Below are 24775 nucleotides of genomic sequence, written 5' to 3'. Positions count from 1 at the left end.
GCACGATCATATCGTCAGCCTACTGATCAAATGGAGTTCAAATGAACAAGCGGATTCGCAAGATCGCCCTGGAAGAGCATTTCAGCACGCCCGGTTTCCAGAGCTATTCGAAGAGCTTCACGCAGCACATCGCGCCTGAAGTCCTGCGCGATCTCGCCGCGCGCCTGACCGATTTCGACGAACAGCGCATCGTCGAAATGGATCGCGCGGGCATCGACTACACGATACTTTCGCAAACGGGCCCGAGCGTGCAGGGCGAGCCGGATGCGGCGCTCGCGATCAGCCGCGCGAAGGCGAGCAACGACTTTCTCGCGCAGCAGATCGCGCGTCATCCGTTGCGCTTCGGCGGCTTTGCGACGTTGCCGATGCATACCGCGAAGGCCGCATCCGATGAACTGACGCGCGCCGTGCGCGAACTCGGCTTCAAGGGCGCGCTCGTCAATGGTCACACACTCGGCACCTACTACGACGACCGCGCTTACGATCCCTTCTGGGCGACGATGCAGGAACTCGACGTACCTTTATATCTGCATCCGACGGATGCATTCGTGACCCCGCGCGTGCTCGACGGTCATCCCGAACTCACCGGCGCGACTTGGGGCTGGGGCATCGAAACCGGCAGCCACGCATTGCGCCTGCTGTTCAGCGGCGTGTTCGATCGCTTCCCCAATCTGAAGATCATTCTCGGGCACATGGGCGAAGGTCTGCCGTTCTTGCGCTGGCGCTTCGACAGCCGTTTCGCGGTTTATTCGCATGGCCTGAGTCTTGAACGGGCGCCTTCGGATTACATCGGCACCAACATCCTGATCACGACCTCGGGCGTGTGCTCGGCCCCGGCGCTCATCGGCGCGATCGGCGAAATGGGCGCGCAAGCGGTGATGTTCTCGGTTGACTATCCGTATGAATCGACGGAGATCGCAGCGGACTTCATAGAACGCGCGCCGCTCGACGACGCCACGCGAGCGCTCGTCTGTCACGGCAATGCGGAACGCCTCTTCCGCCTTTGACCACCCCGAAGAACACAAGCACATGGAGCAGCACATGACCAAGCACTACCGCATCGGCCAGATCGTGCCGAGTTCGAACACGACGATGGAGACCGAGATTCCCGCGATGTTGCTCGCGCGCCAGACGATTCGCCCCGAGCGCTTCACGTTTCATTCGAGCCGCATGCGGATGAAAAAGGTCGTGAAGGAAGAACTCGCCGCGATGGATGCTGAGTCGGACCGCTGCGCAGTTGAACTCTCCGATGCGCGCGTCGATGTGCTCGGCTATGCGTGTCTCGTCGCGATCATGGCGATGGGTCATGGCTATCATCGCGTATCGCAAAAGCGCTTGCACGAGCGCACCGTCGACAACGGCGGCGATGCGCCCGTCATCACGAGCGCGGGCGCGCTGGTCGATGCATTGAAGGTGATCGGCGCGAAGCGCGTGGTCGTCGTCACGCCTTATATGAAGCCGTTGACCGAACTCGTGGTCGACTATATCCGCAATGAGGATTACGACGTGATCGACTATCGCGCGCTCGAGATTCCCGACAATCTCGAAGTCGCGCGTCATGATCCGAGCCGCCTGCCCGAGATCGTCATGTCGATGCGATATGAGGAAGCCGATGCCATCGTGCTGTCGGCATGCGTGCAGATGCCTTCGTTGCCGGTGATCGCGAAGGTCGAGGCAATGACGGGCAAGCCGGTCGTCACCGCGGCCGTCGCGACGACCTATGCGATGCTCAAGCAACTCGGTCTCGAAGCCGTCGTGCCGGGCGCGGGCGCGTTGCTGTCCGGCGCATATTGAGCGAGGGCGACATGTCGACCTATCTGTACGGCGCGAACGTTCAGGCGAATGGCATCCGTCAGCACTATCTGCGTTACGGTGGCGCACGCACGGGACTCGATCCGGTGATCATCGTGCCGGGCATTACGAGTCCTGCGGTGACGTGGGGCTTCGTCGCGGAGCATATTGGCCAAGTGTTCGATACCTATGTGCTCGATGTGCGCGGACGAGGCTTGTCGTCGGCATCGGATTCGCTCGACTACAGCCTCGACGCACAAGCCGCCGATCTGGTTGCGTTCGCAACTACCTTGGGACTCGAGCGCTACAGCGTCGTCGGTCACTCGATGGGCGCGCGCATCGGCATACGCGCTGCGCGTTCGCAGCCCGCAGGCATGACGCGTCTCGCGATGATCGATCCGCCCGTTTCGGGACCGGGACGTCGTGGCTATCCGTCGCAATTGCCGTGGTACATCGATTCGATCCGGCAGTCGCGCGAAGGCATGACCGCCGACGCAATGCGCGCCTTCTGCCCCACATGGACCCATGAACAACTCGCGTTGCGCGCGGAATGGCTTCATACATGTGACGAACGCGCGATACGCGCGAGCTTTGAAGGCTTCCATACCGACGACATTCACGCCGATCTCGCGCATCTGCGGATTGCCGCGCTGCTCGTCACCGCGGGCAGAGGCGACGTTGTGCGCGACGAAGACGTCGAAGAGATTCGCGCACTCGTGCCGCATCTTCAGCACACGCGCGTGCGTGACGCTGGTCACATGATTCCGTGGGACGACGAAGCCGGCTTTCACGCCGCGCTCGGCGATTTCCTCGGCGCATCCATTCCGACGCTCGTTGAAGGAGGCAATCATGCCAGTCAGTGACTATCAGATGGTCGATGCGTGGACGAAGGTGCTCGAGCTCTCGCGTCTCGAAGCAGGGCAGACCGTCACCATTCTCACGAGCGCGTCGACGCATCCGCAAACGCTATCGACCGCACTGATCGCGACGCAAGCGATGGGCGCAATCGTCAATCGCCTCGACTTGCCGCCGGTGAACGGCGAGAAGGCGTTGAGCCGCGATTCCCTCGCGTATCTCGGCACGACGCCGTTGACCGGCAACCGGGCCGCGATTGCCGCGTTGAAGGAAAGCGATCTCGTGCTCGATCTGATGACCTTGCTGTTCTCGCCCGAGCAACTCGACATACTCAAGGCCGGCACGAAGATCCTGCTCGCGGTCGAGCCACCCGAAGTGCTTACGCGCCTCGTGCCGACACCCGCCGATCGCGAACGCGTGCTCGCCGCACGGGCGCGCATCGCGCGCGCTAAGGAGATGCATATCGTCTCCGCCGCGGGGACGGATTTTCGCTGTCCGCTCGGCGAGTTCGAACCGATCGCCGAATACGGTTTCGTCGATGAACCGGGGCGCTGGGATCACTGGCCAAGCGGATTCGCGCTGACGTTTCCTAACGATGGCAAGGCGCATGGCCGCATCGTGATCGAGCGCGGCGATATTTTGTTGCCGCAGAAAAGCTATGTGCAGGAACGCATCGAACTGACCGTCGAAGGCGGTTATGCAAAGCGCATCGAAGGCGGCATCGACGCGCAATTGCTCAGCGAATACATTGCGACGTTCAACGATCCAGAGGCCTACGCGATTTCGCACATTGGCTGGGGCCTGCAGCCGCGCGCTCACTGGTCGACGCTCGGGCTCTACGATCGCGAGGCGACTATCGGCATGGATGCGCGCGCGTTCGAAGGCAACTTCCTGTTTTCGCTCGGACCGAATAACGAAGCCGGCGGCAGCCGCTCGACGACCTGTCATATCGACATTCCGCTGCGTCATTGCGATGTATCCCTCGATGGCGAAGCCGTCGTGCGCGATGGCGTGGTCCTCGACCGCTGACCCAGGAAAACCACGCACATGTCCCACGATATCGAAACCTACAAGCGTCAGAGCTTCGGCTCGACGCTCGAACCGAAAGCACCGGTCGGCCTTTTGATCGTCGATCTGGTGAACGGCTTCGCGAATCCCGAAGTGTTCGGCGGCGGCAATATTCCGCAAGCCATCGAGAACACCGAGCCCTTGCTTGCGCATGCGCGCGAGAAGGGCTGGCCGGTTGCGCATAGCCGTATCGTCTTCGCCGACGATGACTCCGATCACAACATCTTCACGATGAAAGTGCCGGGCCTGCTCGCGCTGAAGGAAGATTCGCACGACAGCGCGATCGTGCCGCAGCTCACGCCGCGCGCAGGCGAACTCGTCGTGCGCAAAACAGCGCCATCGGCGTTCTTCGGGACGTCGCTCGCGGCATGGCTCACGCAGCATGGCGTGCGAACGCTCGTCGTCGCGGGTGCAGTGACGAGCGGTTGCGTGCGGTCGTCCGTCGTCGATGCGATGCAATACGGATTTCGTCCAGTCGTGTTGTCGGATTGCGTCGGTGATCGCGCGATTGCGCCGCACGAGGCGAATCTCTTCGACATGGCGCAGAAATACGCTGCCGTGATGAAGCGTGATGAAGCGCTCGAATTGCTCAAAGATCTTTGATCATCTCGTAGCACGGCTCGCCTGATGCCAGGGCGCATGGGATCGACATGGCCACGTCTCTTTCGGAGCGGTCGCACCGCGCAGTCACGCGTCATGAATTCACGCTAATCGTCGCGTCTTCGTTCGGTGCGTTGCTCGAATGGTATGACTTCTATATCTACGCTGCGCTAGCGGGCACGTTCAGCACGTTGTTCTTTCCGAGCGGCAACGATACGGTGGCGTTTCTCGCGAGTCTCGCGACGTTCGGCGCGGGCTTCCTCGTACGTCCGCTCGGCGCGCTCTTCTTTGGCAGGCTCGGCGATCGCATCGGGCGAAAGTACACGTTCATGGCGACCATCGTGTTGATGGGCGTCGCGACCATCGGCGTGGGCTTGCTGCCGTCGTTCGACAAGATCGGCATGCTGGCGCCTGGCTTGCTCGTTGCGTTGCGGCTCTTGCAAGGCTTCGCGCTCGGCGGCGAAACGGGCGGCGCGGCGACCTATCTCGCGGAACATTCGCCTGTGGATCGGCGCGGCCTTTATACGAGCTCGCTGCAAACGACAGCGACGCTGGGCCTGCTCGCATCGATCGCGGCGGTCAGCATCAGCCGTGCATCGATGGACGAAGCCGCATTCCAGAGTTGGGGCTGGCGCGTGCCGTTCCTCGTGTCGATCGTGTTGCTCGCGATCTCGGTGTATCTGCGCACGAAGCTCGCCGAATCGCCGACCTTTCGTGAGATGAAGCGCGCGAACAGGTTATCGACTTCGCCGATAGGCGAGAGCTTCGGCGAATGGGCGAACCTCAAATACGTGTTGATCATGCTGTTCAGCACGGCATCGGGCGTGGGTGTCGTCTTCGGCACTGGACATTTCTACTCCATGTACTTTCTGCAGAACACGCTGAAAGTCGCGCCCAATACGGTGAACCTGTTCCTCGCGATTGCATTGATCGCGGTATTTCCGTTCTACCTCGTGTTCGGCTGGCTATCGGATCGCATTGGACGAAAGTGGATCATGATGCTCGCGTGCCTGTTGCTCGCCGCGACGACGCAACCGATCTTTCATGCGCTCACGCACTACGCGAATCCTCGGTTGGAAGCGTTTCAGAAGCGCGCACCTGTCACGGTCCACGCGGACGATTGCCGCTTTACGCTGTTCTCCGCGCCAGTGACGGAATGCGATCGCATACGCTCGTTTCTCAGCGCATCGGGTGTTTCGTATGACCGCGCTCCGTTGCAAGCGGGAGAAGCGGCATCGACGCAAATCGGCTCGATCGTCGTTCATGGAAGCGACAAACGCGAACTGGAAAACGCGTTGATCGCCTCGGGCTGGTCGGCGCATGCGGATGCATCGAAAATCAACGCGCCAATGGTCGTATTTCTGATGTGGCTTCTGCTGCTTTATCTCGCGATGGTCTACGGCCCGATGGCCGCATTCATGGTCGAGCTGTTTCCGGCGCGCATTCGATATACGTCGCTATCGTTGCCGTTCCATCTGGGTTCGGGCTGGTTCGGCGGAATGCTGCCGTTCGTGGTGTCGGCGATGGCTGTGGCGCGCGGCAACGTCTACTTCGGGCTCTGGTATCCGATCGTGATCGCGGTAGTGTCGTTCGCGGTCGGCGCGCTCTTCGTGCCCGAAACGTACCGCCGCGATATCACGCGATAGTCAGTCGAAATGCTTGAGGGAAGTGCGGCCGTATTGGTTATTGCCTTCGACGAGCTGCATCATCATTCGCACGAAATGAGCGCGATCTTCGGGGCTCAGCGGGCCAAGGAATCTGACTTGAGCTTCACGCATGCTGCCGTACATGTCCTTCATCGTGCGGCGTCCTTTCGCGGTGATGTTCGCGATCTTGAGGCGCCCGTCGTGCGGACTCGGCTCGCGCTTGACGAGTCCGCGTTCCTCCAGACGGCGCAGCACGTCGGCCATCGTCGTGCGATCGACGCCCACTTCCGCACACAGCGATGTCTGGTCGAGACCGGGCCGCTCGCTCAATGTGGTCAGCAAGCCGTACTGCACGGGCGTGATGGCGAAGTCCTTGCAGCACTCGAAGAAGAGCGCGATATGGATCTGATTGAGCCGCCGGATCAGAAACCCCGGCCGCTGCCACAAGTGTCCGGTCTCGATGCCGCCATCGGAAACAGCAGCTTTTTTATCGGCAACGGTACTCATCCTTAACCCTTTATCGAAGAAGTTTTGCCACGCAGGAATCTAAAGATTGTAGGTGCAATCACAGTTGCGCTCCCAATTTTTTCCGGATAAAAATCTATCCGTCAGCGTACTGACGAAATGCTGATGGCTGGAGCGCCGGATGTCAATGATTGAAGTCAATACGCGAAGTCAATAGAACGATGCGTCGCACAGGGTCATGCGCAGGTGAAGAAGGCGCGCATGAATAATCAGCATGCTGATTAAATGGCGAATGCGTTGAACGTCACCTCACTCAGAGTTTGGAGCCAAAGATGAGTTCTACCCCGGTACAGACGGACGACGTCGCCATTCATGGGCGGTCGATGTCACGCAACGATATCAAGACGCTGATGCTGGCGTCGCTAGGCGGCGCGTTGGAGTACTACGACTTCATCGTCGCGGTGTTCTTCACGAAGCTGCTCGCCACCGTGTTCTTTCCGCCGCAGACGCCCGAATGGCTCGCGCAGCTCGAAGTGTTCTGCATCTTCGCAGCGGGTTATCTCGTGCGTCCGATCGGCGGCATCTTCTTCGCGCACTTTGGCGATCGCATCGGCCGCAAGAAGATGTTCGCGCTGAGCCTTTTTCTCATGGCCGCGCCGACGTTGCTCATCGGCTTGTTGCCGAGCTATGCGACGCTCGGCATCGTCGCGCCGTTGCTCTTTCTCTTGTGCCGCGTTTTGCAGGGTCTTTCGGTCGGCGGGGAAGTGCCGGGTGCGTGGATCTTCTGCTCCGAGCATGTGAGGCGCGATCGTATCGGTCTCGCATGCGGTCTTCTGATGTCGGGTCTTTGCACCGGCATTCTGCTCGGCGCGCTGTCGGCGAAGTTCCTCATCGGCAACATGGAGCCGGCGGATCTGAAGAGCTGGGGCTGGCGTCTGCCGTTCATCGCGGGCGGCGCGTTCGGTCTGATCTCCGTTTATTTGCGCCGCTATCTGCAGGAAACGCCGGTGTTCGAAGCGCTGCGTGCGAAGCGTGAAGCGGATGCGCGTCTGCCGCTCGCGGTCGTGCTGAAAGAGCATCGCGGCGCGGTAATCGTCTCGCTGCTGGCGACGTGGGTGTTCTCCGGCATCTTCGTGCTGTACTTCCTCTACACGCCGACGTTCCTGCAATCGCAGTTCCACTTCGCGCCGAAGGATGTCTTCACGAACAACTCGTGGTCGATCTTCGGGCTGATCGTCGGCAGCACCTTCGCTGGATGGGCAGCCGACAAGATCGGCGGCGGGCGCGCGTATGCGATCGGCAGTGTCGCGATGCTGCTCGTCACCGGCGCGTTCTACATGAACCTGAACGCGGGCAGTCAGTCCGTGTGGGCGCTGTATATCCTCGGCGGCTTCCTGATCGGGACGATCACGCTCGGGCCTTACATCATCGTGAAGAGCTTTCCGCCGGAAGTGCGCTTCACCGGTTTCGCGCTCTCGTACAACACGGCGTATGCGATCTTCGGCGGCACCGCGCCCGCAATCGCCTCGTTTCTGGTAGGGCGGCAGGGCATCACGATGGCCCCCGCCTGGTACATTGGCGCGCTTTGCGTGCTCGGCGTGATCATCGGTCTCGCATGGCGTGCGCCCGTGCATGCCGAATCGACGGCGCATTGAGGCCGGCCCTTCAATCCGCAGCATTTTCTTGCGTCGATGCCGACGCGAGAAAACGCTTCCGTTCGAGCGAGACACATGTCTGTTGGCGGCGCTTCCGATAGCGGCATCGGCCGGTCATGGCTTTTGTACTTTTCGCTTGCGTTCGCGAGCATGACCTTTTCCGCGACGGGACCGGTCGCGATCATCATCGCCGCGTCGCGCGAGGGCGGCTTGAGCTTCGCGCAGACATCGTCGTGGCTGTTCGCGTCGATCGGAATGAACGGGCTGGCGAGCATCGTCATCAGCTGGAAGACGCGTCAGCCTTTGCTCTTTCTGTGGACGATTCCCGGCGCGATTCTCGCCGCGCCGGTGATCGCGCAATACGGATTCGGCGCAGCCGTGGGCACGTATCTCGTGTGCGCCGCGGTGCTGCTCGTGCTCGGCGTGACGAACCTCGTCGCGCTGCTCGACCGATGGGTGCCCATGGCGATCGTCATGGCGATGATCGCCGGACTCTTCATCAAGTACGTGCTGGCCGTCGTGCATTCGACGATAGCCGCGCCGCTCATAGGCGCCAGCATGTCGATCGCGTTCTTCGGGCTGATGTGGCTCGAGCGACGCAACGCAGCGCCCATGCCGCCGCTCATCGGCGCGATGCTGGCAGGCGCGGCGATTCTCTTCGCAACGGGCTTCCGTTTGCCGAGTCACAGCGGCGGTGCATGGACGGCGACGCCTGCGCTCGTCGCGCCGCGCTTCGATATTCACGCGATCTCGCAACTCTTGTTGCCGATGCTCATCACCGTGATTTTCGTGCAGAACGCGCAGGGAATCGCGGTGACGCGGGCATCGGGATATCGCACGTCGTTGCGGCTCGTGACGATCTATAGCGGCGTGCTGAGCGCGATCACCGCGCCGTTCGGCGGCTGTCCTTCGGTGCTTGCGGGGCCGAGCAATGCGATTCTCGTGTCGGGCGGCACGCATGGCCGGCATTACATCGGCGCGTTGATCGCGGGCGTCATATGCGTGGCGATCGGCGTGTTCGCCACGGCATATGTGTTTCTGCTGGCGAATCTGCCTGCCGCGTATATCGCGATTCTCGCCGGGCTCGCGATGATGGGCGTGCTCGAAAAGTCTTTCGTCAGCGCGTTTCGTTCGGCGTTGCCGCTGAGCGCGATGATCGTGTTCGTCGTTACGCTCAGCGACGTGACCTTGCTTGGTATCGGCGCGGCTTTCTGGGGCGTCGTGGTGGGGTGCCTCGCTTACTACGCCGTGGAAAAGCCGCGCTCGGGCGACGTGCCCGCGTGAATCAACGCATCGCGCCCGCAAGGCTCTCCGCTTCGAGTCCAACGATCAGATCGACTTCGCCGTTGGCAAGCGGCTGCGTCGCCGGCACGCCCGCCGCTTTCAGCGCGGCGCCGTCGAGCCGCGACGCATCGCCGAGCGCGACGCGCAAGCGCGTGGCCGCGAGCGGTTCGAGCTTGAGGATATTGGCCGCGCCGCCCAGCGCCGCGCGAATCTTTTCCGCGCGCGCCTTCTGCTGCGCTGCATCCTGCGCGGGCGCCGCAGCCGGGGCGCTCATCGCGTCGGAAGCTGTGGCGGTGGATGCTGCGCCCGCCACTGGCAGATCGGCGTCGCTTCCCGCGGTCTTCAGATAGTCCTGCATGTCGGTCTTCATGTTCTCCGACAGCGGCCCGAAAATCGCCTGCACGCCGTTGCCGACGCGCACGACGCCCGCAGCGCCGAGCGCCTTCAACCTTGCATCATCGACGAGCGACGGATCGTTCACCGTGATGCGCAGGCGCGTGATGCACGCATCGAGGCTCTTGATGTTCGAGCGGCCGCCGAACGCGAGCACGAGATCGCGCGAGCGTCCGCCGACGCCACTGGAACTTACCGCGGCAGTGGCCGCCGTATCGTCCTCACGTCCCGGCGTCTTGAGATTGAAGCGCGTAATCACGAAACGGAACACGACGTAATAGATCGCCGCATAGATCGGCCCGAGGATGAACACGTACCACGCGTGCGTCGCCTTGTTGCCGATCAGGTTGAACATCAAAAAGTCGATCGCGCCTTGCGAGAACGTGAAGCCCATGTGCATGTTCAGCGTATTGGCGACGAATTGCGCCGACGCCGCGAGACACGCGTGAATGAAGTACAGCACGGGCGCGACGAACAGGAACGCGAACTCGATCGGCTCCGTGATGCCGGTGAGGAAGGAAGTCAGCGCTGCCGACACCATCATGCCGCCGACCGCAACCTTCTTTTCGGGTTTGGCGCAATGCCAGATCGCGATCGCGGCGGCGGGCAGACCGAACATCTTGAACAGGAAGGCGCCCGACAGAATGCCCGCGGTCGGATCGCCGGCGAAGAAACGGTTGATGTCGCCATGAACGATCTTGCCTGTCGTCGGATCGAGGAAGCTGCCCGCCTCGAAAAAAAACGGAACGTTCCAGATGTGATGCAAACCGAACGGAATCAGCAGACGTTCAACAAAACCGTACACGGTGGCCGCGGTGCGGGGATCGGAGACCGCCGCCCATTGCGAGAACGCCTTGATGACACCGCCGATCGGCGGCCACACGACCGACAGCACCGCGCCGAGCACGATCGCACCGATGGCCGTGACGATCGGCACGAAGCGCTTGCCGGCGAAGAAACCGAGATAGGCTGGCAGCGTGATGCGGTAATAGCGGTTGAACATCCACGCCGCGAGACCGCCCGCGAGAATGCCGCCGAACACGCCGGTCTGAATCGACGGAATGCCCATGATCATCGTCGGCTCGACGCCTTCGAGCTTCGCGATGACGCCGAGCGTCGCCGTCATCACGAGATAGCCGATCGTCGCGGCGATTCCTGATACGCCATCGTTTTCCGTGAAGCCGAGCGCCACGCCGATCGCGAAGATCAACGGCAGATTGCCGAAGATCACGTCGCCGGCGTTCTTCATCAGTTCGAGGATGATGGCGGGCACGTAGCCATGAAAATCGGTCGCGCCGAGACCGAGCAGGAGGCCGGCGACGGGCAGCACCGCGACCGGCAGCATCAGCGACTTGCCGACCTTCTGCACCACGCCGAATGCGTTTTTGAACATTTTTTTGTCTCCGCTTGTTCCGCTTATTCCGCGTACGGGGCGAGCAGGGCGCGCACTTCGGCGGCCGTGCCCAACGTGATTACCTTTGCCGCGAGCTGGCGGGCTTCGTCCATCGTGAGGCGCGCGAGTTGCGCCTTGATCGAGCCGACGGCAGGCACGCTGACCGACAGCTCGTCGATGCCGAGGCCGACGAGCACCGGCACCGCCATCGCATCGGACGCGATGCCGCCGCACACGCCGACCCACTTGCCATGCTTGTGCGCGCCATCGACGGTCATGCCGATCAGACGCAGCACCGCCGGATGCAGCGCGTCCGCCTGTTTCGCGAGCTTCGGATGTCCGCGATCCATCGCGACCGTGTACTGCGTCAGATCGTTGGTGCCGATGGAAAAGAAATCGACTTCGCGCGCGAGCGGCTCGGCGATGAGCGCGGCGGACGGCACTTCGATCATCACGCCGACCTTGACGCTGTCGATGCGATCGCCGGCTTCTTCCTGAAGAAGCCGCTTGGCCGCGCGCACTTCCTCGATGGACGCGACCATCGGGAACATGATGTGCAGATTGCCGATTGGCGCGGCCCGCAAAATCGCGCGCAATTGCGTGCGGAACATATCGGGACGATCGAGGCTCACGCGCACGCCGCGCAGCCCGAGGAACGGGTTGTCCTCTTTCGGCAGCGGCAGGTAGGACAGCGGTTTGTCGCCGCCGACGTCGAGCGTTCGCACGACGAGCGGACGCTCGCGGCCGAGCGCTTCGGCCACGGCGCAATATTCGGCGGCCTGTTCGTCTTCCGACGGCGCGGTGTCGCGGTTATCGAACAAAAATTCGGAACGCAGCAGTCCGACGCCTTCCGCGCCCGCCGCGACCGCATCGCGCGCTTCCTGTGCATTCCGGATATTTGCAACGACTTCGACGCGATGCCCGTCCGCCGTGACGGCCTGCTTGCTCGCGGCGACTTTCTCTTCCTCGCGCTTTTTCGTCTGACGGTCGATGCGCTCGCGCGCCTTGGCCAGATCGTCCGCACTGGGATTGCGCCGCAGGCTGCCGTGCGAACCGTCGAGCACGACGAGCGTGCCATCGGGCAATTGCAGCGCATCTTCGTCGATGCCGCAGATCGCCGGAATGCCGAGCGAGCGCGCCAGAATCGCGACGTGACTCGTCGCGCCGCCGGTCGTCGTGCAGAAACCGAGCACCTTGCTGCGATCGAGCGAGGCCGTGTCCGAGGGCGAAAGCTCCTCGGCGATGAGGATCGATTCGTCCGCCACGTCGATATGCGCCTGCTTTACGCCCGCGAGCAGCGCCAGCACGCGGCGGCCGACATCGCGGATATCGCCCGCACGCTCGCGCAGAAGCGCGTTGTCGACCCTCTCCAGATTGCTCGCCTGCGTCTCGAACGCGGCGCGCCACGCAAAACCCGCGCTCTTGCCGTCGCTGATGCCGGCGATGGCCGCGTCGGTGAGATCGGGATCGTCGAGCAGTTCGAGGTGCGCGTCGAGGATCTGCGCCTTGGACGGATCGGTCAGATTCGCCTTCAGCGCCTCGATTTGCTGACGCGCTTCGTGATGCGCGGCGTCGAGCCGTGCGCGTTCGCGTTGCGGCGATTCGCCCGCCTCGGCCACGTCGATGACTTCGCGGCGGAACTGCACGATCTTGCCGACCGCGAGTCCCGGCGACGCGGATACGCCCGTGAATTCGTTGGCGTTCGTGGACGGGGCGCGCGCCGGTGCGACCGGTTCGGCCGCGGCAACGGCGGGCGCGGGCGCGTCGCCGGGCTTTTCGCCCGAGCCCGACGCGAGCAGGCGCGCGAGCGCGGCGGCGGCTTCACCGGCATCGGGGCCGGCGGCCTCGACGCGCAATTTGTCGCCGAAGCTCGTCGCGAGCGCCATCAGCGCGACGACGGATTTCGCGTTCGCGCTGTCATCGCCGCGCAGGACGCGAATGTCGGATTTGTATTTCTTGGCTTCGGCGGCGAATACCGCAGCGGGCCGCGCGTGCAGGCCTTGCGGATTCGGCAGCGTGATTTCGTCTGACCGGATGGCGCCTGCTGGGCCGCCGCTCGCGTCGTCCGCGGCGGCGCCGACGAATTCGACCGTCAACGCGACGTCCTTGCCCGCCGTGACGAGGCCCGTGGCGGGCACGTAGCGGGTCACGAGCTCACCGTTGGCGATGACCATCTGCGTGAGCAGGCTCACGGCCCGCGCGCCGACGACGACCGGATCGAAGCGGATCAGCGGCTGGCCGGTCGTGACGGTGTCGCCTTCCTTGACGAGCGGCGTGAAGCCTTCCCCGCGCAGCATCACGGTGTCGAGGCCGATGTGGATCAGCACCTGGAGACCGCTTTCGCCGGTGATCGTCGCCGCGTGCGCCGCTCGATGCAGCTGCGTGACTGTCCCCGAGAGCGGGGCGAGCAATTCGTCCGAAGTGGGATCGATCGATACGCCGTCGCCGACCATCTTCTGCGCGAAAACTGGATCGGGCACGGTGTCGAGTTGGACCATCACGCCTGACAACGGCGCTATCAACTCGATTCGTGCCAAACGTTGAGGAGCTTTCATGTGAACGACTCCTTGTCCTTTGACGATGAGCTGGAACCGGCCTGAGATCAATCATAGGCAACGGCTCCATGATTCGCTGACCGAATGGATGTGCGTTCGCAAAAGCACGCAGTACGTGCCGGATTGCCCACATCGATTCGGATTCTGAAACGCCGCGTTCTGCTTTCAAGAGCAGTGGCGGCAAAAAGCGCGCTATTGTTTCGCGGCGCAATGACGATTTCTAGAGACGACATTCGAATCGCGGCGATCCGTCGCAGGTAACGGGGGCTCGCGCTCCTAAGCTTGTTAAGTAACAAATGCAAGAGAAAGGAGCGCAAACCATGACCTACCGCAACAAGACTGAGGCTCATTGGGAGCCGCTGTTGACAATCGCGCGCGACGAGCTAGGCATTCAATCGTTCGATCCGATCGGCAAGCCGAGCGCGGACATCCGCATGTGTCGCGTCGACGAAATCGGGCGCGCGCTCGAACGCGCTTACGACTTGGGTCTTTTGGTCGGGAACGGCGTGAAGCGCGCGGCGAGCACCGTCTGAAGACGGTTGGCGAGACGGTTTCTGAGGTCGCGAGCCCGTGCTCGAGCCGCTCGAATCGGCCGGGAATCCATACCCGTGCAACTCCCGATATAGAAGTAAGCAGCCGCTGGCTAAGATCGCTGGTTGATCATCGCTTAGGCCGCACCGAGTACATGAAGGACGAACGCCTCGTCGAAATGAGGATTTTCAAGGCCGTCGCGGAAACCGGCGGATTCACCGCTGCGGCGCTCATGCTCAACCTTCAGCAGCCGTATGTCAGCCGCGCGGTCTCGGCGCTCGAAAAGCGCCTCGGCGTCGCGCTGCTCAGGCGCTCGACGCGCAGTCTGCAGGTCACGCAGGAAGGCAACGAATATCTCGCGCTGTGCAAGCGCATTCTCGACGACATCGACACCGGCGAAGCCCAACTCGCGCGCGCGGGTCAGCACATGACCGGCAGTATCCGCGTGACGGTGGCGACTTCGTTCGGCATGGATCAGATCGTGCCGCTCATTCCGGGCTTTCTGGAGCGCTATCCCGGCCTGCGGGTGCGCCTGTCGCTGTCGGATACGCTCGCGGATGTGATCGGCGAAGGATTCGATGTCGCGATCCGCATGGGAAGCCTGCAGGACTCGAATCTCGTCAGCCGCAAGCTGTGTCATCTGCAGCGCGTCGTGACCGCGTCGCCTTCGTATATCGCGCGGCACGGCGTGCCTTCGGTGCCGGCGGATCTCGTCAACCACAATTGCCTGATGTGGGAGCCGCCGATGGATCATCTCAACCATTGGCCCTTCATGGTCGATGGCGAGCGCACGTCCATGCTCATCAACGGCAACTTTCAGACGAGCAGCGGCGTGAGCTCGGTGTACATGTGCCTCGCTGGCGTCGGCATCACGCGCATGGCCGAGCATATGGTGCTTCCGTCGATTCGCAGCAACATGCTCGTGCCGCTCTTGACCGACTTCCAGCCGAAGGACGAAACCGCGATTTATGCGCTGTATCCGCGCGACTCGTCGCTGCATCCGCGTGTGCGGGCGTTCATCGACTACGTGACGGAAAGGCTCAAGCGGCCGCCGTGGGCCGCCTGAGCCGGCGCTTCACTTGTCGTCGAGCGTCTTCGGCAGACGCATGGTCATCGCCGCGCCGAGCACGAGAAACGCGGAGATCACGTACATGCCGATTTCCGCGTGACCGACCATCACATTGAGCATGCCGACGAGATAAGGCGATACGAAGCCCGCGATATTCCCGACCGAATTGATGAACGCGAGCGCCGCCGCGACCGATGCGCCGACGAAGAGGCTCGTCGGCAGCGCCCAGAAGAGCGCGACGCACGAATAGACGCCCGCCGCCGCGATCGACAGACAGAGCGTCGTCATGATCGGGCCTGCCGAAAGCCACATGCTCGTGGCCAGTCCAACCGCGCCGATCAGCATGAAGAGGGCGAAATGCGCGCGGCGTCCGCCGGTGCGGTCGGCGCTGCGATTCGACACGAACAGCGCGATCGCCGCCACGACGTTCGGCACCGCCGAATACAGGCCGATGGACAACGGATCGGTCACGCCGCTGCGCTTGATGAGCGAGGGCATCCAGAAGCCGAGCGCGTAGAGGCCCATGATGAGGCAGAAGAAGATAGCGCAGAACCACCACAGCTTCCGGTTGGCGAGAAACGCGCGCACGCTCGGATGATCGATCTTGCCGGCGTTCTCCGCGCGAATTTCGGCCAGCACGTTCGAGCGCTCGTCCTCGCTGATCCATCGCGAGCGCGCGGGATCGTCATCGAGAAAGGCAAGCACGACGAACGCGAGCACGACGGCCGGAATCGCTTCGATCAGAAAAAGCCATTGCCACGCAGCCATATGCGCGTTGCCGGAGAACGCATGCAGGATGTAGCCGGAGATCGGACCCCCGACGACGAACGCGAGCGGCGCGCCCATCACGTAGATGGACATCGCGCGGCCGCGATAGCGGGCCGGAAACCACAGCGTGAGCAGATACATGATCGCGGGCGCGAAACCGGCTTCGGCGGCGCCGAGCAGAAAGCGCGCGATGTAGAACTGCATCGGCGTCTGCACGAAGATCATCGCCGCCGAGATGACGCCCCACGTCAGCATGATGCGGGCGATCCACTTACGCGCGCCGACACGGCGCATGATGAGGTTGCTCGGCACCTCGAAGAAGAAGTAGCCCGCGAAGAAGATGCCCGAGCCGAGGCCGTAGATCGCGTCGTCGAAACGCAGTGCGTCGAGCATCTGCAGTTTCGCAAAGCCAACGTTCACGCGGTCGAGATAGGCAACGAGATAACAGATCAGCAATAGCGGCAACAGCCGCCAGTAGGCTCGGTAGTAAGTGCGGCTCATGTCCGTCTGTCTGACGGCTTCTTCGCCATATAGCGCGTCCATGCGTGTCTCCAATATAGATTTTCTTGAGCGCTCTCGGGCGGCATGCGCGGGCAAGTTGCGACATGGCGCATCCCGCCGCCGTACCTCGCACACCGATGGGTCAGTCGAGGTAATCCGGCTCCTGCTCGTTGATTTCGTAGAGCATGGTCTGGAAATGCAGCCAGCTGATGAACGAATTGCCCAGATGGCGATGCGAATACTCCGCGAACTCCGGTTCGATCTCGATCGGACGCGACTCGGCCGCGTCCATCAGCAGTTGCATCCTGCAGCAATGATCGAGCGCGATGAACGTCCACACGGCATCGTCGATACTGTGACGGCTCGCGGTCAGCAGCCCGTGATTCTGGTGGATGATGGCCTTGTGATCGTTGAAGGCGCGCGCGATCGGATTGCCCGATTCATTCGCGACCGGTACCTTGCCCGCGCCATCGCGCACCACCGTATGGCTGCCGTAGAACATGCACGCGTCCTGCGTCACGTAGTCGAGCGGCTTGCCCATCGCGGCCCAGGCGTCGCCGTTGACGGTATGCGCGTGACACGAGCCGATGATGTCGGGGTTCTCCGAGTGAATCGCCGAATGCAGCACATAGCCCGCGCGATTCACGGCGTACTTGCCTTCGATCACCGTGCCCGAATGATCGACGAGCACCAGTTGCGATGTCTTCGTGCGCGACCACGGCACGCACATCGGATTGGTCCAGAAAAGCTCCGGATGCTCGGGATCGCGCACCGTCAGATGGCCTCCGAAGCCGAAGCTGAAGCCATGACGCGCGAAGATCCGGCACGCAGCCGCGAGATGCTCCTTGCGATAGCGGCGTTCCTCGGCGGAACTCGAAAACGTCGGTTCTTGCGGAAAAATCAGGTCGTCCTGTGTCGGACTGTAGACCGAGTCCTTGGCGTCCATCAACATCGTTTCGTCTCCTCGTGAAGGTATGGAATGCCAGTATAGAAGCGGACTTTCGGCGGATTCAGGGGCTATCCGGAATAGGATTTATGCATATCGTCCGGCCCGCCGCTTCACCGGCGCCTGTGCCGCGCGTGCGATTTCGGCCATCCGGCGATTTTTGTCCACCGTTGACAAGGAAAAATTTGACGCATTAGACTGGGCTCCATACCTCGCGGCCTGACAAAGATGTCCGCCCGAGGATCCGGCACAGAAGCCCCCTGACGAACCCGCGGTTCGTCAGGGGGCTTTTTTTTGTCCGCGTTTTTCCCCCTGTTCTAGCGCTCATTTCTGGAGAATCCGCATGTTGCTGAAGCCGTCGGGCTGGATGCGTCTCGCCCTTACCGCAGGACTTGCACTGACTTCGCTCGCATCGAGTGCCGCCGATCCCGTGAAGATCGGCCTGCTGGAAGATGCCTCGGGAAACTTCGCACTGGCGACCATTCCGAAAATTCACGCCACGCAACTCGCAGTCGATGAGATCAACGCGAAGGGCGGCATCCTCGGACGTCCGGTCTCGCTGATCGCCTACGACACGCAATCCGACAACACCAAGTTCCAGGAACTGGCACGGCGTCTCGTTCAGACCGACAAGCCCGATGTGATCTTCGGCGCATTCTCGAGCGCATCTCGCGAAGCGATTCGCCCGATCATGGACCGCGCGAAACAGCTTTACTGGTACGACAATCAGTACGAAGGCGGCGTGTGCGATACCAACACGTTCGTCACGGGCGCCGTGCCCGAACAGCAATTCTCGACGCTGATCCCGTGGATGATGCAGAAGTACGGCAAGAAGGTGTACACCATCGCCGCCGACTACAACTTTGGGCAGATTTCCGCCGAGTGGGTCCGCAACATCGTCAAGGAGAACGGCGGCACGATGGCCGGCGAGGAATTCATTCCGCTGTCGGTATCGCAGTTCGGACAGACGATCCAGAACATCCAGAAGGCGAAGCCCGACTTCGTGGTGACGTTGCTGGTCGGCGCGAATCAGGCGTCGTACTACGAGCAGCAGGCGTCGGCACATCTGAATCTGCCGATGGCGAGTTCGGTCAACGTCGGTCAGGCGTATGAGCACAAGCGCTTCAAACCGCCTGCGCTGAAGGACATGTACGTGACGGCGAACTACGTCGAAGAAGTCGATACGCCCGCCAGCAACGACTTCAAGAAGCGCTTCCACGCGAAGTTCCCGAACGAGCCGTACATCAATCAGGAAGCAGCGAACGCGTACGACGCCATCTATCTCTACAAGGCAGCCGTCGAAAAAGCCAAGACGACGAATCAGGACGCGGTGCGCAAGGCGCTCGAAAGCGGCATCTGCACGGAAGGCGCGCAGGGCAAGGTGTGCATGGACCCGAAGAGCCATCACGCGAGCCACACCATTTACCTCGTGCATGTGAAGGACGATCACTCGGTCGATATTCCGAAGGTCTGGGACGACGTCCAGCCGTACTGGCTCGGCAAGGTGGGCTGCGATCTGCCCAACAAGCCGGATCATCGCCAGTACACGCCGTCGAACCTGCCCAAGAAGTCCTGATCGTCCTGATCCGGGCCGGCGCGCGCGCCGCACACGACGGGCGCGCGCGGGTCTCTTGAACGTGGAGCATGCATGGCCACCTTTTCGGTTCTCTATTCGCTCGTCTATCAGTTCGGCGACAGCTTCGCCTATCTGGTGCTCGCGGCGCTCGGTCTCGCGGTCATCTTCGGCATGATGGGCGTCATCAATCTCGCGCATGGCGAGTTCATCATGTGCGGCGCCTACGTGACGATCATCGCGGCCAAGCGCGGCTTGCCGCTTCCTCTCGCCATGCTGCTCGGGGCGCTCGCGGCGGCGTTCGCGGGCGTGGTGATCGAGCGGCTCGTGATTCGCCACCTGTACGACCGCTTGTTCGATTCCGTCGTGGCGACGTGGGCAATCAGCCTCATCGTGCAGCAGACCATGCTGCTCGTCGCCGGACCTTCGATAGAAGGCATCGGCACGCCGTTCGGATCGTTCTCGCTCGGCGATTATTCGTTTTCGACGTACCGCGCCGTGCTGCCCGGCATCGCCCTGGCCATCCTGTTCGCGCTCTATCTGCTGTTCTTCAAGACGAACTACGGCGTCTGCGCCCGCGCGACGATCCAGAACGCCAGCATCGCGCAATGTCTCGGCCTGCGCACGGACCGTCTCTATACGCTGACGTTCGCGCTCGGCGCGGGACTCGCGGGCCTGACCGGCGCGCTCTATGCGCCGACCATGACCGCCGTGCCGACGATGGGCAGCAACTTCATCGTGCAGGCGTTCGTGTCGGTGGTCGTCGGCGGCGCGAACGTGATCGCGGGGACGACGCCCGCCGCGGCCGTGCTCGCCCTCATCCAGACCGCGCTCACGGCCTCGTATGGTCAGTTGTTCGGGCAGATCGGCCTGCTGGTGACGGTCATCGTCGTGATCCGGCTGATGCCGCAAGGTCTCGGCAACCTCTTTTCCCGCGCGCGCTAGGAGGCAATGTGAAGCAAACGAAAGAGCCTTCGCGGCTATCTCCCGCGAGCGCCACGACTCGCGCGGCGCACTACGTGCCCTGGCTCGTGGCGCTCACGCTGCCGCTCGTCGTGGATGCCACCACGAGCGGCAATCTCGCGTACTGCCTGTTGTGGGCGTTCGGCGCGGTCGGCCTCGCCGCAATGTGGGGCTATGGCGGCATCCTGTCCTTCGGGCAGACCGCCTTCTTCGGATTGGCGGGCTACAGCTACGGCATCTTCACGCTGAATTACGGCGATGCCTGGTTCGATTCGTGGCTCGGTCTCGGCGCGGGACTGGTGGTGAGCATCGTCCCGGCGGCGCTGATCGGCTACATGATCTTCTATGGCCGCATCAAGGGCGTGTTCATCGGCATCGTCACGTTGTCGGTGACGCTCGTGCTCGAAACGTTCATGTCGCAGACGGCCGGTCCGCAATGGGCGATCGGCGAAGCGCGCCTGAACGGCTACAACGGCATGGGCGGCATGCCGCCGCTCACGGTTCCCTGGCCGGGCGGACCGCTCACGCTGGAAAACGCGAGCTTCTACTACCTCGTGCTGATTCTGCTGATCGTCGTCTATGCCGCCATGCGCAAGCTGCTCGACGGCACGTTCGGCCTCACGCTCATCGCCATTCGCGAGAATCCGCAGCGCGCCGAGATGCTGGGCGTCGATATCCGCCGGCATCAGTTGCTCGTGTTCGTGCTCGGCTGCGCGCTCGGCGGATTGTCGGGCGCCCTGTACACGATCTGGGGCTCCTACATCACGCCCTCGACGATGGGCCTCACGTCCGCCGCCATGCCTGTGATCTGGGTGGCGACGTCGGGCAGAAAGAGCATCGGCGGGACCATTCTCGGCACGGCGCTCCTCGTGTGGCTTTCGCAGAATCTCGCGGTGTACGGCAGCCAGTACGCGCTGATCCTGCTCGGCGCGATCCTGTTGATCGTCGTGCTCGCGGCGCCGGAAGGTCTGCTGCCGTTCGTCGCGCGGCATCTGCGGCGCATGCAGGGCCGCGCGGGTCAGGATGCGCCTCGCGGCGGCGCATGTCTCAAACGGGAGGAGGGCAAGTCATGACCACGCTGCTGGAAACGCGCGGACTCAAGAAGCACTTCGGCGGCGCGCACGTCATCAACGGCATCGACTTCCGCATCGATGCAGGCGAGATTCGCTGCGTGATCGGGCCGAACGGCGCGGGCAAGAGCACGTTCTTCAAGCTCATCACGGGGGAGCACCGGCCGTCGGAAGGCAGCGTGATGTTTCTCGGCCAGGACATGAGTCATGTGCTGCCGCACGAACGCATTCGCATGGGCATGAGCATCAAGTTCCAGATTCCCGGCGTGTTCCCGGACCTGAGCGTGCGTCAGCACTTGCAACTGTCGCTGCATCGCGCGAAGGACGATCGCCCCGAAAGCCTCGATGAACTCTTGCAGCGCTTCATGCTGGAAAACGAGGAACATGTGCTCGCGCGCAATCTGTCGCACGGCAAGAAGCAATGGCTCGAAATCGCGATGGCCGTATCGCTGCGTCCGAAGCTGCTCTTTCTCGATGAACCCGTCGCCGGCATGTCCGTCGAGGAAACCCATGCGACCGGCGAGCTCATCAAGCGTCTGTCGGCTGCGGGTCTCACGATGATGGTGGTCGAGCACGACATGACCTTCGTCAAGCAGATCGCGTCGCGCGTGACGGTGTTGCACGGAGGAAGCCTGCTCGCCGATGGCCCGCTCGACGAGATCCTCGCACGCGACGATGTCGCGGAAGTCTATCTGGGGAAGAAGAAATGAGCGCGTTGCTTCAAGTGTCGGGCGTGGAAGCGGGATACGGCGGCGGACGCGTGCTCAACGGCGTGTCGTTGAGCGTCGGGGCGGGGGAAGTGCTGGCGCTCATCGGGCGCAACGGGGTCGGCAAGACGACGCTGATGCGCGCGTTGATCGGGCTGATCGATCTCGATGCGGGGAGCATCGAACTCGATGGCGAATCCATCGGCCACGAAAAGCCGTATGTTCGCGCGCAGAAGGGCATGGGCTACGTGCCGCAAGGCCGCGAGATTTTCGGCGCGTTGACGGTCGCGGAAAACCTGCAGGTCGGCGCGCAGGCGAATCGCGCGCAGGCGGCGCAGATGAAGGACAAGGTGGTCGGCTATTTTCCGATTCTGAAGAAGCGCTACCAGCAGAAGGCCGGAACCATGAGCGGCGGCGAACAGCAGCAGCTTGCGATCGCGCGGGCGCTCATCAGTTCGCCGAAAGTGGTATTGCTCGATGAGCCGTCCGAAGGCATCCAGCCATCGATCGTCGATCTGATCGGCGAGACGCTTCAGCAGATCGCGCGTGAAACGGGCATCGGCGTGGTGCTGGTCGAGCAGGACATGGGGATGGTCGAACGCATCGCGACGCGCTGCTGCGTGATGGACAAGGGCCGCATCGTCGAGACGCTGAGCCCCGCGCAGCTCGCGGACGAACAACTGATTCGCCAGTATCTGGCACTGTGACGGAGACGAAACATGAAATGGCTTGAAGACTCGATCATGATGAAGCGTGGCGTCGGCGCCGATCGCGAGCCGGTGGAACACCATCTGACCGAGGAAATGCAGAAGACGTATCACTACACGATCGGCCCGTACTCGCAGCCGGTCTTGCATGTGAAGCCCGGCGATCGCGTCGTCGTGGAAACGCGCGACGCGTTCGAAGGCAAGATCAGGGAGGAGACGGACAAGCCGTCGCAAGTGCTGCAGGTGCCGTTCCTCAATCCGCAGAACGGGCCGATCATGATCGAGGGCGCGGAGAAGGGCGATGTGGTCGCCGTCTACATCGAAAAGATGGCGCCGCGCGGCGACGATCCGCACGGCTTCTGCTGCATGATCCCGAACTTCGGCGGATTGACGGGCACGGACTACACCGCGCTCCTGAACGAGCCGCTGCCCGAAGTGGTGCGCAAGATCAAGATCGACGAAGAAAACGTGTACTGGAGCAAACGCAACACGCTGCCGTACAAGCCGCATATCGGCACGCTGAGTCTTTCACCCGAAATCGATTCGATCAATTCGCTCACCCCCGACAATCACGGCGGCAACATGGACGTGCCCGACATGGGGCCGGGCAGCATCACGTACTTGCCGGTGCGCTCGCCGGGCGGACGGCTGTTCATCGGCGATGCACACGCCTGTCAGGGCGACGGCGAAGTCTGCGGCACGGCTGTCGAATATCAGAGCACGACGACCGTGCGCGTCGATCTCATCAAGAAGTGGCAGATCGACTGGCCGCGCCTCGAAAACGAAGATGCGCTGATGAGCATCGGCAGCGCGCGGCCGCTGGAAGACGCGACGCGCATCGCGTACCGTGAACTCGTGCTGTGGATGGCCGCGGAATACGGCTTCGACAAGTGGGACGCGTACATGATGCTGAGTCAGGTCGGCAAGGTTCGACTGGGCAATTTTGTCGATCCAAAATATACGGTTGGCGCAATGGTCGCCAAGCACTACCTCAAATAACGCGTCAGTCAGACGAATCCAGAGCAGTTGGTATCACGCGCGGGGCCGCCGTTCCGCGCGCATTCGAGAGCGTGTCACGAAATGGCTTTGTCCGATCCCATCCGAGTGGGCCTGTTGTGCTCGACGAGCGGCTCGACCGCGTTGCTCGAGCAGTCTCAATGGCGTGGTGCGCGCCTCGCCGTCGAAGAGATCAATGCGCGCGGCGGCATAGGCGGGCGCGAGCTCGTCGCCGTCCACTACGATCCCGCGTCCGATCCGGCTGCGTTCCGCGAGCTTGCGGAGCGTCTGATCGTGAAGGACGGCGTCAATACGATTTTCGGCGGATACACATCGACGAGCCGCAAGGCGATGCTGCCCGTCGTCGAAAAGCACAACCGTCTGCTGATTTACGCGCAGATGTACGAGGGCTTCGAGTATTCGGACAACATCATCTACAGCGGCGCGTCGCCCAATCAGAACGGCGTGCAACTCGCGGACTTCATGACGGAGACGTTCGGCGCGCGCGTGTATTTCGTCGGTTCGAGCTATGTCTATCCGTACGAATGCAACCGCACCATGCAGGAGCTGCTGCTTCAGCATCCGGAAGGCGCGATCCTCGGCGAACGCTATCTTTCGCTCGACGCCACGCGCGAGCAGTTCGAACAGGTCGTCGCGGACATCCGGCGCAAGTCGCCGGACTGGATCTTCAGCACGGTCATCGGCGCGACCGTGCCGTATCTCTACGATGCCTACGCGCACGCGGACTTCGATCCGTCGCGCATGCCGATCGGCAGCCTGAACACATCGGAGACGGAAATCCACGCGATGCAGCGTGGCATCGCGGCGGGGCACATCACGGCGGCGCCGTATTTTCAGAGCATCGACACGGAAGAGAATCATCGCGCGGTGGCGCATCATCAGTCGCGCTACGGCTCCGATACCCCGACCGACATGAACTGGGAGGCCGCGTACTATCAGATGCACATGTTCGCCGAGGCCTACGCGCGCTCGGGCTCCGACGAGATCGGCGCGATCATGCCGCATCTGCTCGGCTCGGAATACGCTGCGCCGCAAGGCCGCGTGCGTATCGATCCGGTCAATCATCACATGGCGCTCTATCCGCGCATCGGCCGCGCGAATGCCGACGGCCAGTTCACGATCCTGCGCGAGTCCAAGTTCGCCGTCGGCCCCGATCCGTACATGACGCGTCAGACGCTCGGGGACTGGGTCACGAAGCTGAGCACGCGAGAGTACTGA

Annotated in this window: 22 protein-coding genes; 17 read left to right on the top strand and 5 right to left on the bottom strand. The window is 62.5% G+C overall.

Going from position 1 to position 24775, the window contains the following annotated elements:
• The first annotated feature begins 41 nt into the window (after positions 1 to 41).
• The 6 genes from NCR93_RS21560 to NCR93_RS21535 are packed head-to-tail and all read left to right on the top strand — an operon-like array spanning position 42 to position 5960.
• The gene (locus NCR93_RS21560) at positions 42 to 1007 is read left to right on the top strand and encodes an amidohydrolase family protein (protein WP_175980945.1); all 966 of its coding nucleotides are present in this window, start codon (positions 42 to 44) and stop codon (positions 1005 to 1007) included.
• Between the two features lie 34 nt (positions 1008 to 1041).
• A complete protein-coding gene (locus tag NCR93_RS21555) occupies positions 1042 to 1794 on the top strand; it encodes a maleate cis-trans isomerase family protein (RefSeq protein WP_034471022.1) in 753 nt (250 codons plus the stop codon).
• An 11-nt stretch (positions 1795 to 1805) separates the two neighbouring features.
• Entirely contained in the window at positions 1806 to 2654 is an 849-nt protein-coding gene (locus NCR93_RS21550; protein ID WP_175980943.1) for an alpha/beta fold hydrolase, read from the top strand.
• Positions 2641 to 3675: a 2,5-dihydroxypyridine 5,6-dioxygenase NicX family protein gene (locus NCR93_RS21545; protein WP_250532281.1), complete on the top strand. Its 1035-nt coding sequence runs from the start codon at positions 2641 to 2643 to the stop codon at positions 3673 to 3675. The genes NCR93_RS21550 and NCR93_RS21545 overlap by 14 nt, the downstream gene beginning before the upstream one ends.
• Positions 3676 to 3693: 18 nt before the next feature.
• The gene (locus tag NCR93_RS21540; protein ID WP_175980940.1) at positions 3694 to 4317 is read left to right on the top strand and encodes an N-carbamoylsarcosine amidohydrolase; all 624 of its coding nucleotides are present in this window, start codon (positions 3694 to 3696) and stop codon (positions 4315 to 4317) included.
• 47 nt (positions 4318 to 4364) lie between these two features.
• On the top strand, positions 4365 to 5960 hold the full coding sequence (locus NCR93_RS21535; protein WP_175980938.1) for an MFS transporter: 1596 nt from the start codon (positions 4365 to 4367) through the stop codon (positions 5958 to 5960).
• Here NCR93_RS21535 and NCR93_RS21530 read toward each other — a convergent pair whose 3' ends face one another.
• On the bottom strand, positions 5961 to 6467 hold the full coding sequence (locus tag NCR93_RS21530; RefSeq protein WP_200889168.1) for a MarR family winged helix-turn-helix transcriptional regulator: 507 nt from the start codon (positions 6465 to 6467) through the stop codon (positions 5961 to 5963). It lies immediately after the preceding gene.
• A 290-nt stretch (positions 6468 to 6757) separates the two neighbouring features.
• Here NCR93_RS21530 and NCR93_RS21525 point away from each other — a divergent pair, with 290 nt between their 5' ends.
• Together NCR93_RS21525 and NCR93_RS21520 are read left to right on the top strand one after the other, a co-directional pair.
• On the top strand, positions 6758 to 8080 hold the full coding sequence (locus NCR93_RS21525) for an MFS transporter (RefSeq protein ID WP_239294831.1): 1323 nt from the start codon (positions 6758 to 6760) through the stop codon (positions 8078 to 8080).
• 75 nt (positions 8081 to 8155) lie between these two features.
• On the top strand, positions 8156 to 9364 hold the full coding sequence (locus tag NCR93_RS21520) for a benzoate/H(+) symporter BenE family transporter (RefSeq protein WP_175980936.1): 1209 nt from the start codon (positions 8156 to 8158) through the stop codon (positions 9362 to 9364).
• Between the two features lies 1 nt (position 9365).
• Here the strand turns inward: NCR93_RS21520 and ptsG are convergent, their stop codons facing one another.
• Positions 9366 to 11150 (bottom strand): PTS glucose transporter subunit IIBC, encoded by a 1785-nt coding sequence (ptsG, locus tag NCR93_RS21515; protein WP_175980934.1) that lies wholly within the window; start codon positions 11148 to 11150, stop codon positions 9366 to 9368.
• A 23-nt stretch (positions 11151 to 11173) separates the two neighbouring features.
• Positions 11174 to 13705, bottom strand: coding sequence for a phosphoenolpyruvate--protein phosphotransferase (ptsP, locus tag NCR93_RS21510; RefSeq protein WP_175980932.1), 2532 nt, complete (start codon positions 13703 to 13705; stop codon positions 11174 to 11176).
• A gap of 320 nt (positions 13706 to 14025) precedes the next feature.
• On the opposite strand from ptsP, the gene NCR93_RS21505 reads away from it, so the two are divergent.
• Positions 14026 to 14238: a DUF6900 domain-containing protein gene (locus NCR93_RS21505; protein ID WP_008348149.1), complete on the top strand. Its 213-nt coding sequence runs from the start codon at positions 14026 to 14028 to the stop codon at positions 14236 to 14238.
• A 152-nt stretch (positions 14239 to 14390) separates the two neighbouring features.
• The gene (locus NCR93_RS21500; protein WP_175980930.1) at positions 14391 to 15302 is read left to right on the top strand and encodes a LysR family transcriptional regulator; all 912 of its coding nucleotides are present in this window, start codon (positions 14391 to 14393) and stop codon (positions 15300 to 15302) included.
• 9 nt (positions 15303 to 15311) lie between these two features.
• Here the strand turns inward: NCR93_RS21500 and NCR93_RS21495 are convergent, their stop codons facing one another.
• Together NCR93_RS21495 and NCR93_RS21490 are read right to left on the bottom strand one after the other, a co-directional pair.
• On the bottom strand, positions 15312 to 16616 hold the full coding sequence (locus tag NCR93_RS21495; protein WP_175980928.1) for an MFS transporter: 1305 nt from the start codon (positions 16614 to 16616) through the stop codon (positions 15312 to 15314).
• Between the two features lie 100 nt (positions 16617 to 16716).
• The gene (locus NCR93_RS21490) at positions 16717 to 17526 is read right to left on the bottom strand and encodes a class II aldolase/adducin family protein (protein ID WP_175980926.1); all 810 of its coding nucleotides are present in this window, start codon (positions 17524 to 17526) and stop codon (positions 16717 to 16719) included.
• A 337-nt stretch (positions 17527 to 17863) separates the two neighbouring features.
• Here NCR93_RS21490 and NCR93_RS21485 point away from each other — a divergent pair, with 337 nt between their 5' ends.
• The 7 genes from NCR93_RS21485 to NCR93_RS21455 all read left to right on the top strand — a co-directional run bounded on the left by NCR93_RS21485 (position 17864) and on the right by NCR93_RS21455 (position 24775).
• A complete protein-coding gene (locus NCR93_RS21485; RefSeq protein WP_008348141.1) occupies positions 17864 to 19096 on the top strand; it encodes an urea ABC transporter substrate-binding protein in 1233 nt (410 codons plus the stop codon).
• Between the two features lie 72 nt (positions 19097 to 19168).
• Positions 19169 to 20038, top strand: a complete 870-nt coding sequence (locus NCR93_RS21480; protein ID WP_175980924.1) for an ABC transporter permease subunit — start codon at positions 19169 to 19171, stop codon at positions 20036 to 20038.
• An 8-nt stretch (positions 20039 to 20046) separates the two neighbouring features.
• A complete protein-coding gene (locus tag NCR93_RS21475; RefSeq protein WP_175980922.1) occupies positions 20047 to 21129 on the top strand; it encodes an ABC transporter permease subunit in 1083 nt (360 codons plus the stop codon).
• Positions 21126 to 21836 carry an ABC transporter ATP-binding protein gene (locus tag NCR93_RS21470; protein WP_008348134.1) on the top strand — a complete coding sequence of 237 codons (711 nt, stop codon included), beginning with the start codon at positions 21126 to 21128 and terminating at the stop codon, positions 21834 to 21836. Before NCR93_RS21475 ends, NCR93_RS21470 begins: the two co-directional genes overlap by 4 nt.
• On the top strand, positions 21833 to 22540 hold the full coding sequence (locus NCR93_RS21465; protein WP_008348132.1) for an ABC transporter ATP-binding protein: 708 nt from the start codon (positions 21833 to 21835) through the stop codon (positions 22538 to 22540). Before NCR93_RS21470 ends, NCR93_RS21465 begins: the two co-directional genes overlap by 4 nt.
• 12 nt (positions 22541 to 22552) lie before the next feature.
• Positions 22553 to 23539 carry an acetamidase/formamidase family protein gene (locus tag NCR93_RS21460; protein WP_008348131.1) on the top strand — a complete coding sequence of 329 codons (987 nt, stop codon included), beginning with the start codon at positions 22553 to 22555 and terminating at the stop codon, positions 23537 to 23539.
• 81 nt (positions 23540 to 23620) lie between these two features.
• Entirely contained in the window at positions 23621 to 24775 is a 1155-nt protein-coding gene (locus NCR93_RS21455; protein WP_008348129.1) for a transporter substrate-binding domain-containing protein, read from the top strand.

Source organism: Caballeronia sp. ATUFL_F1_KS39 (assembly GCF_023630985.1).
Lineage (GTDB): Bacteria > Pseudomonadota > Gammaproteobacteria > Burkholderiales > Burkholderiaceae > Caballeronia > Caballeronia zhejiangensis.
Note: the sequence above shows the minus strand (reverse complement) of the source record. Positions and strands in the feature narration are given on the sequence as shown.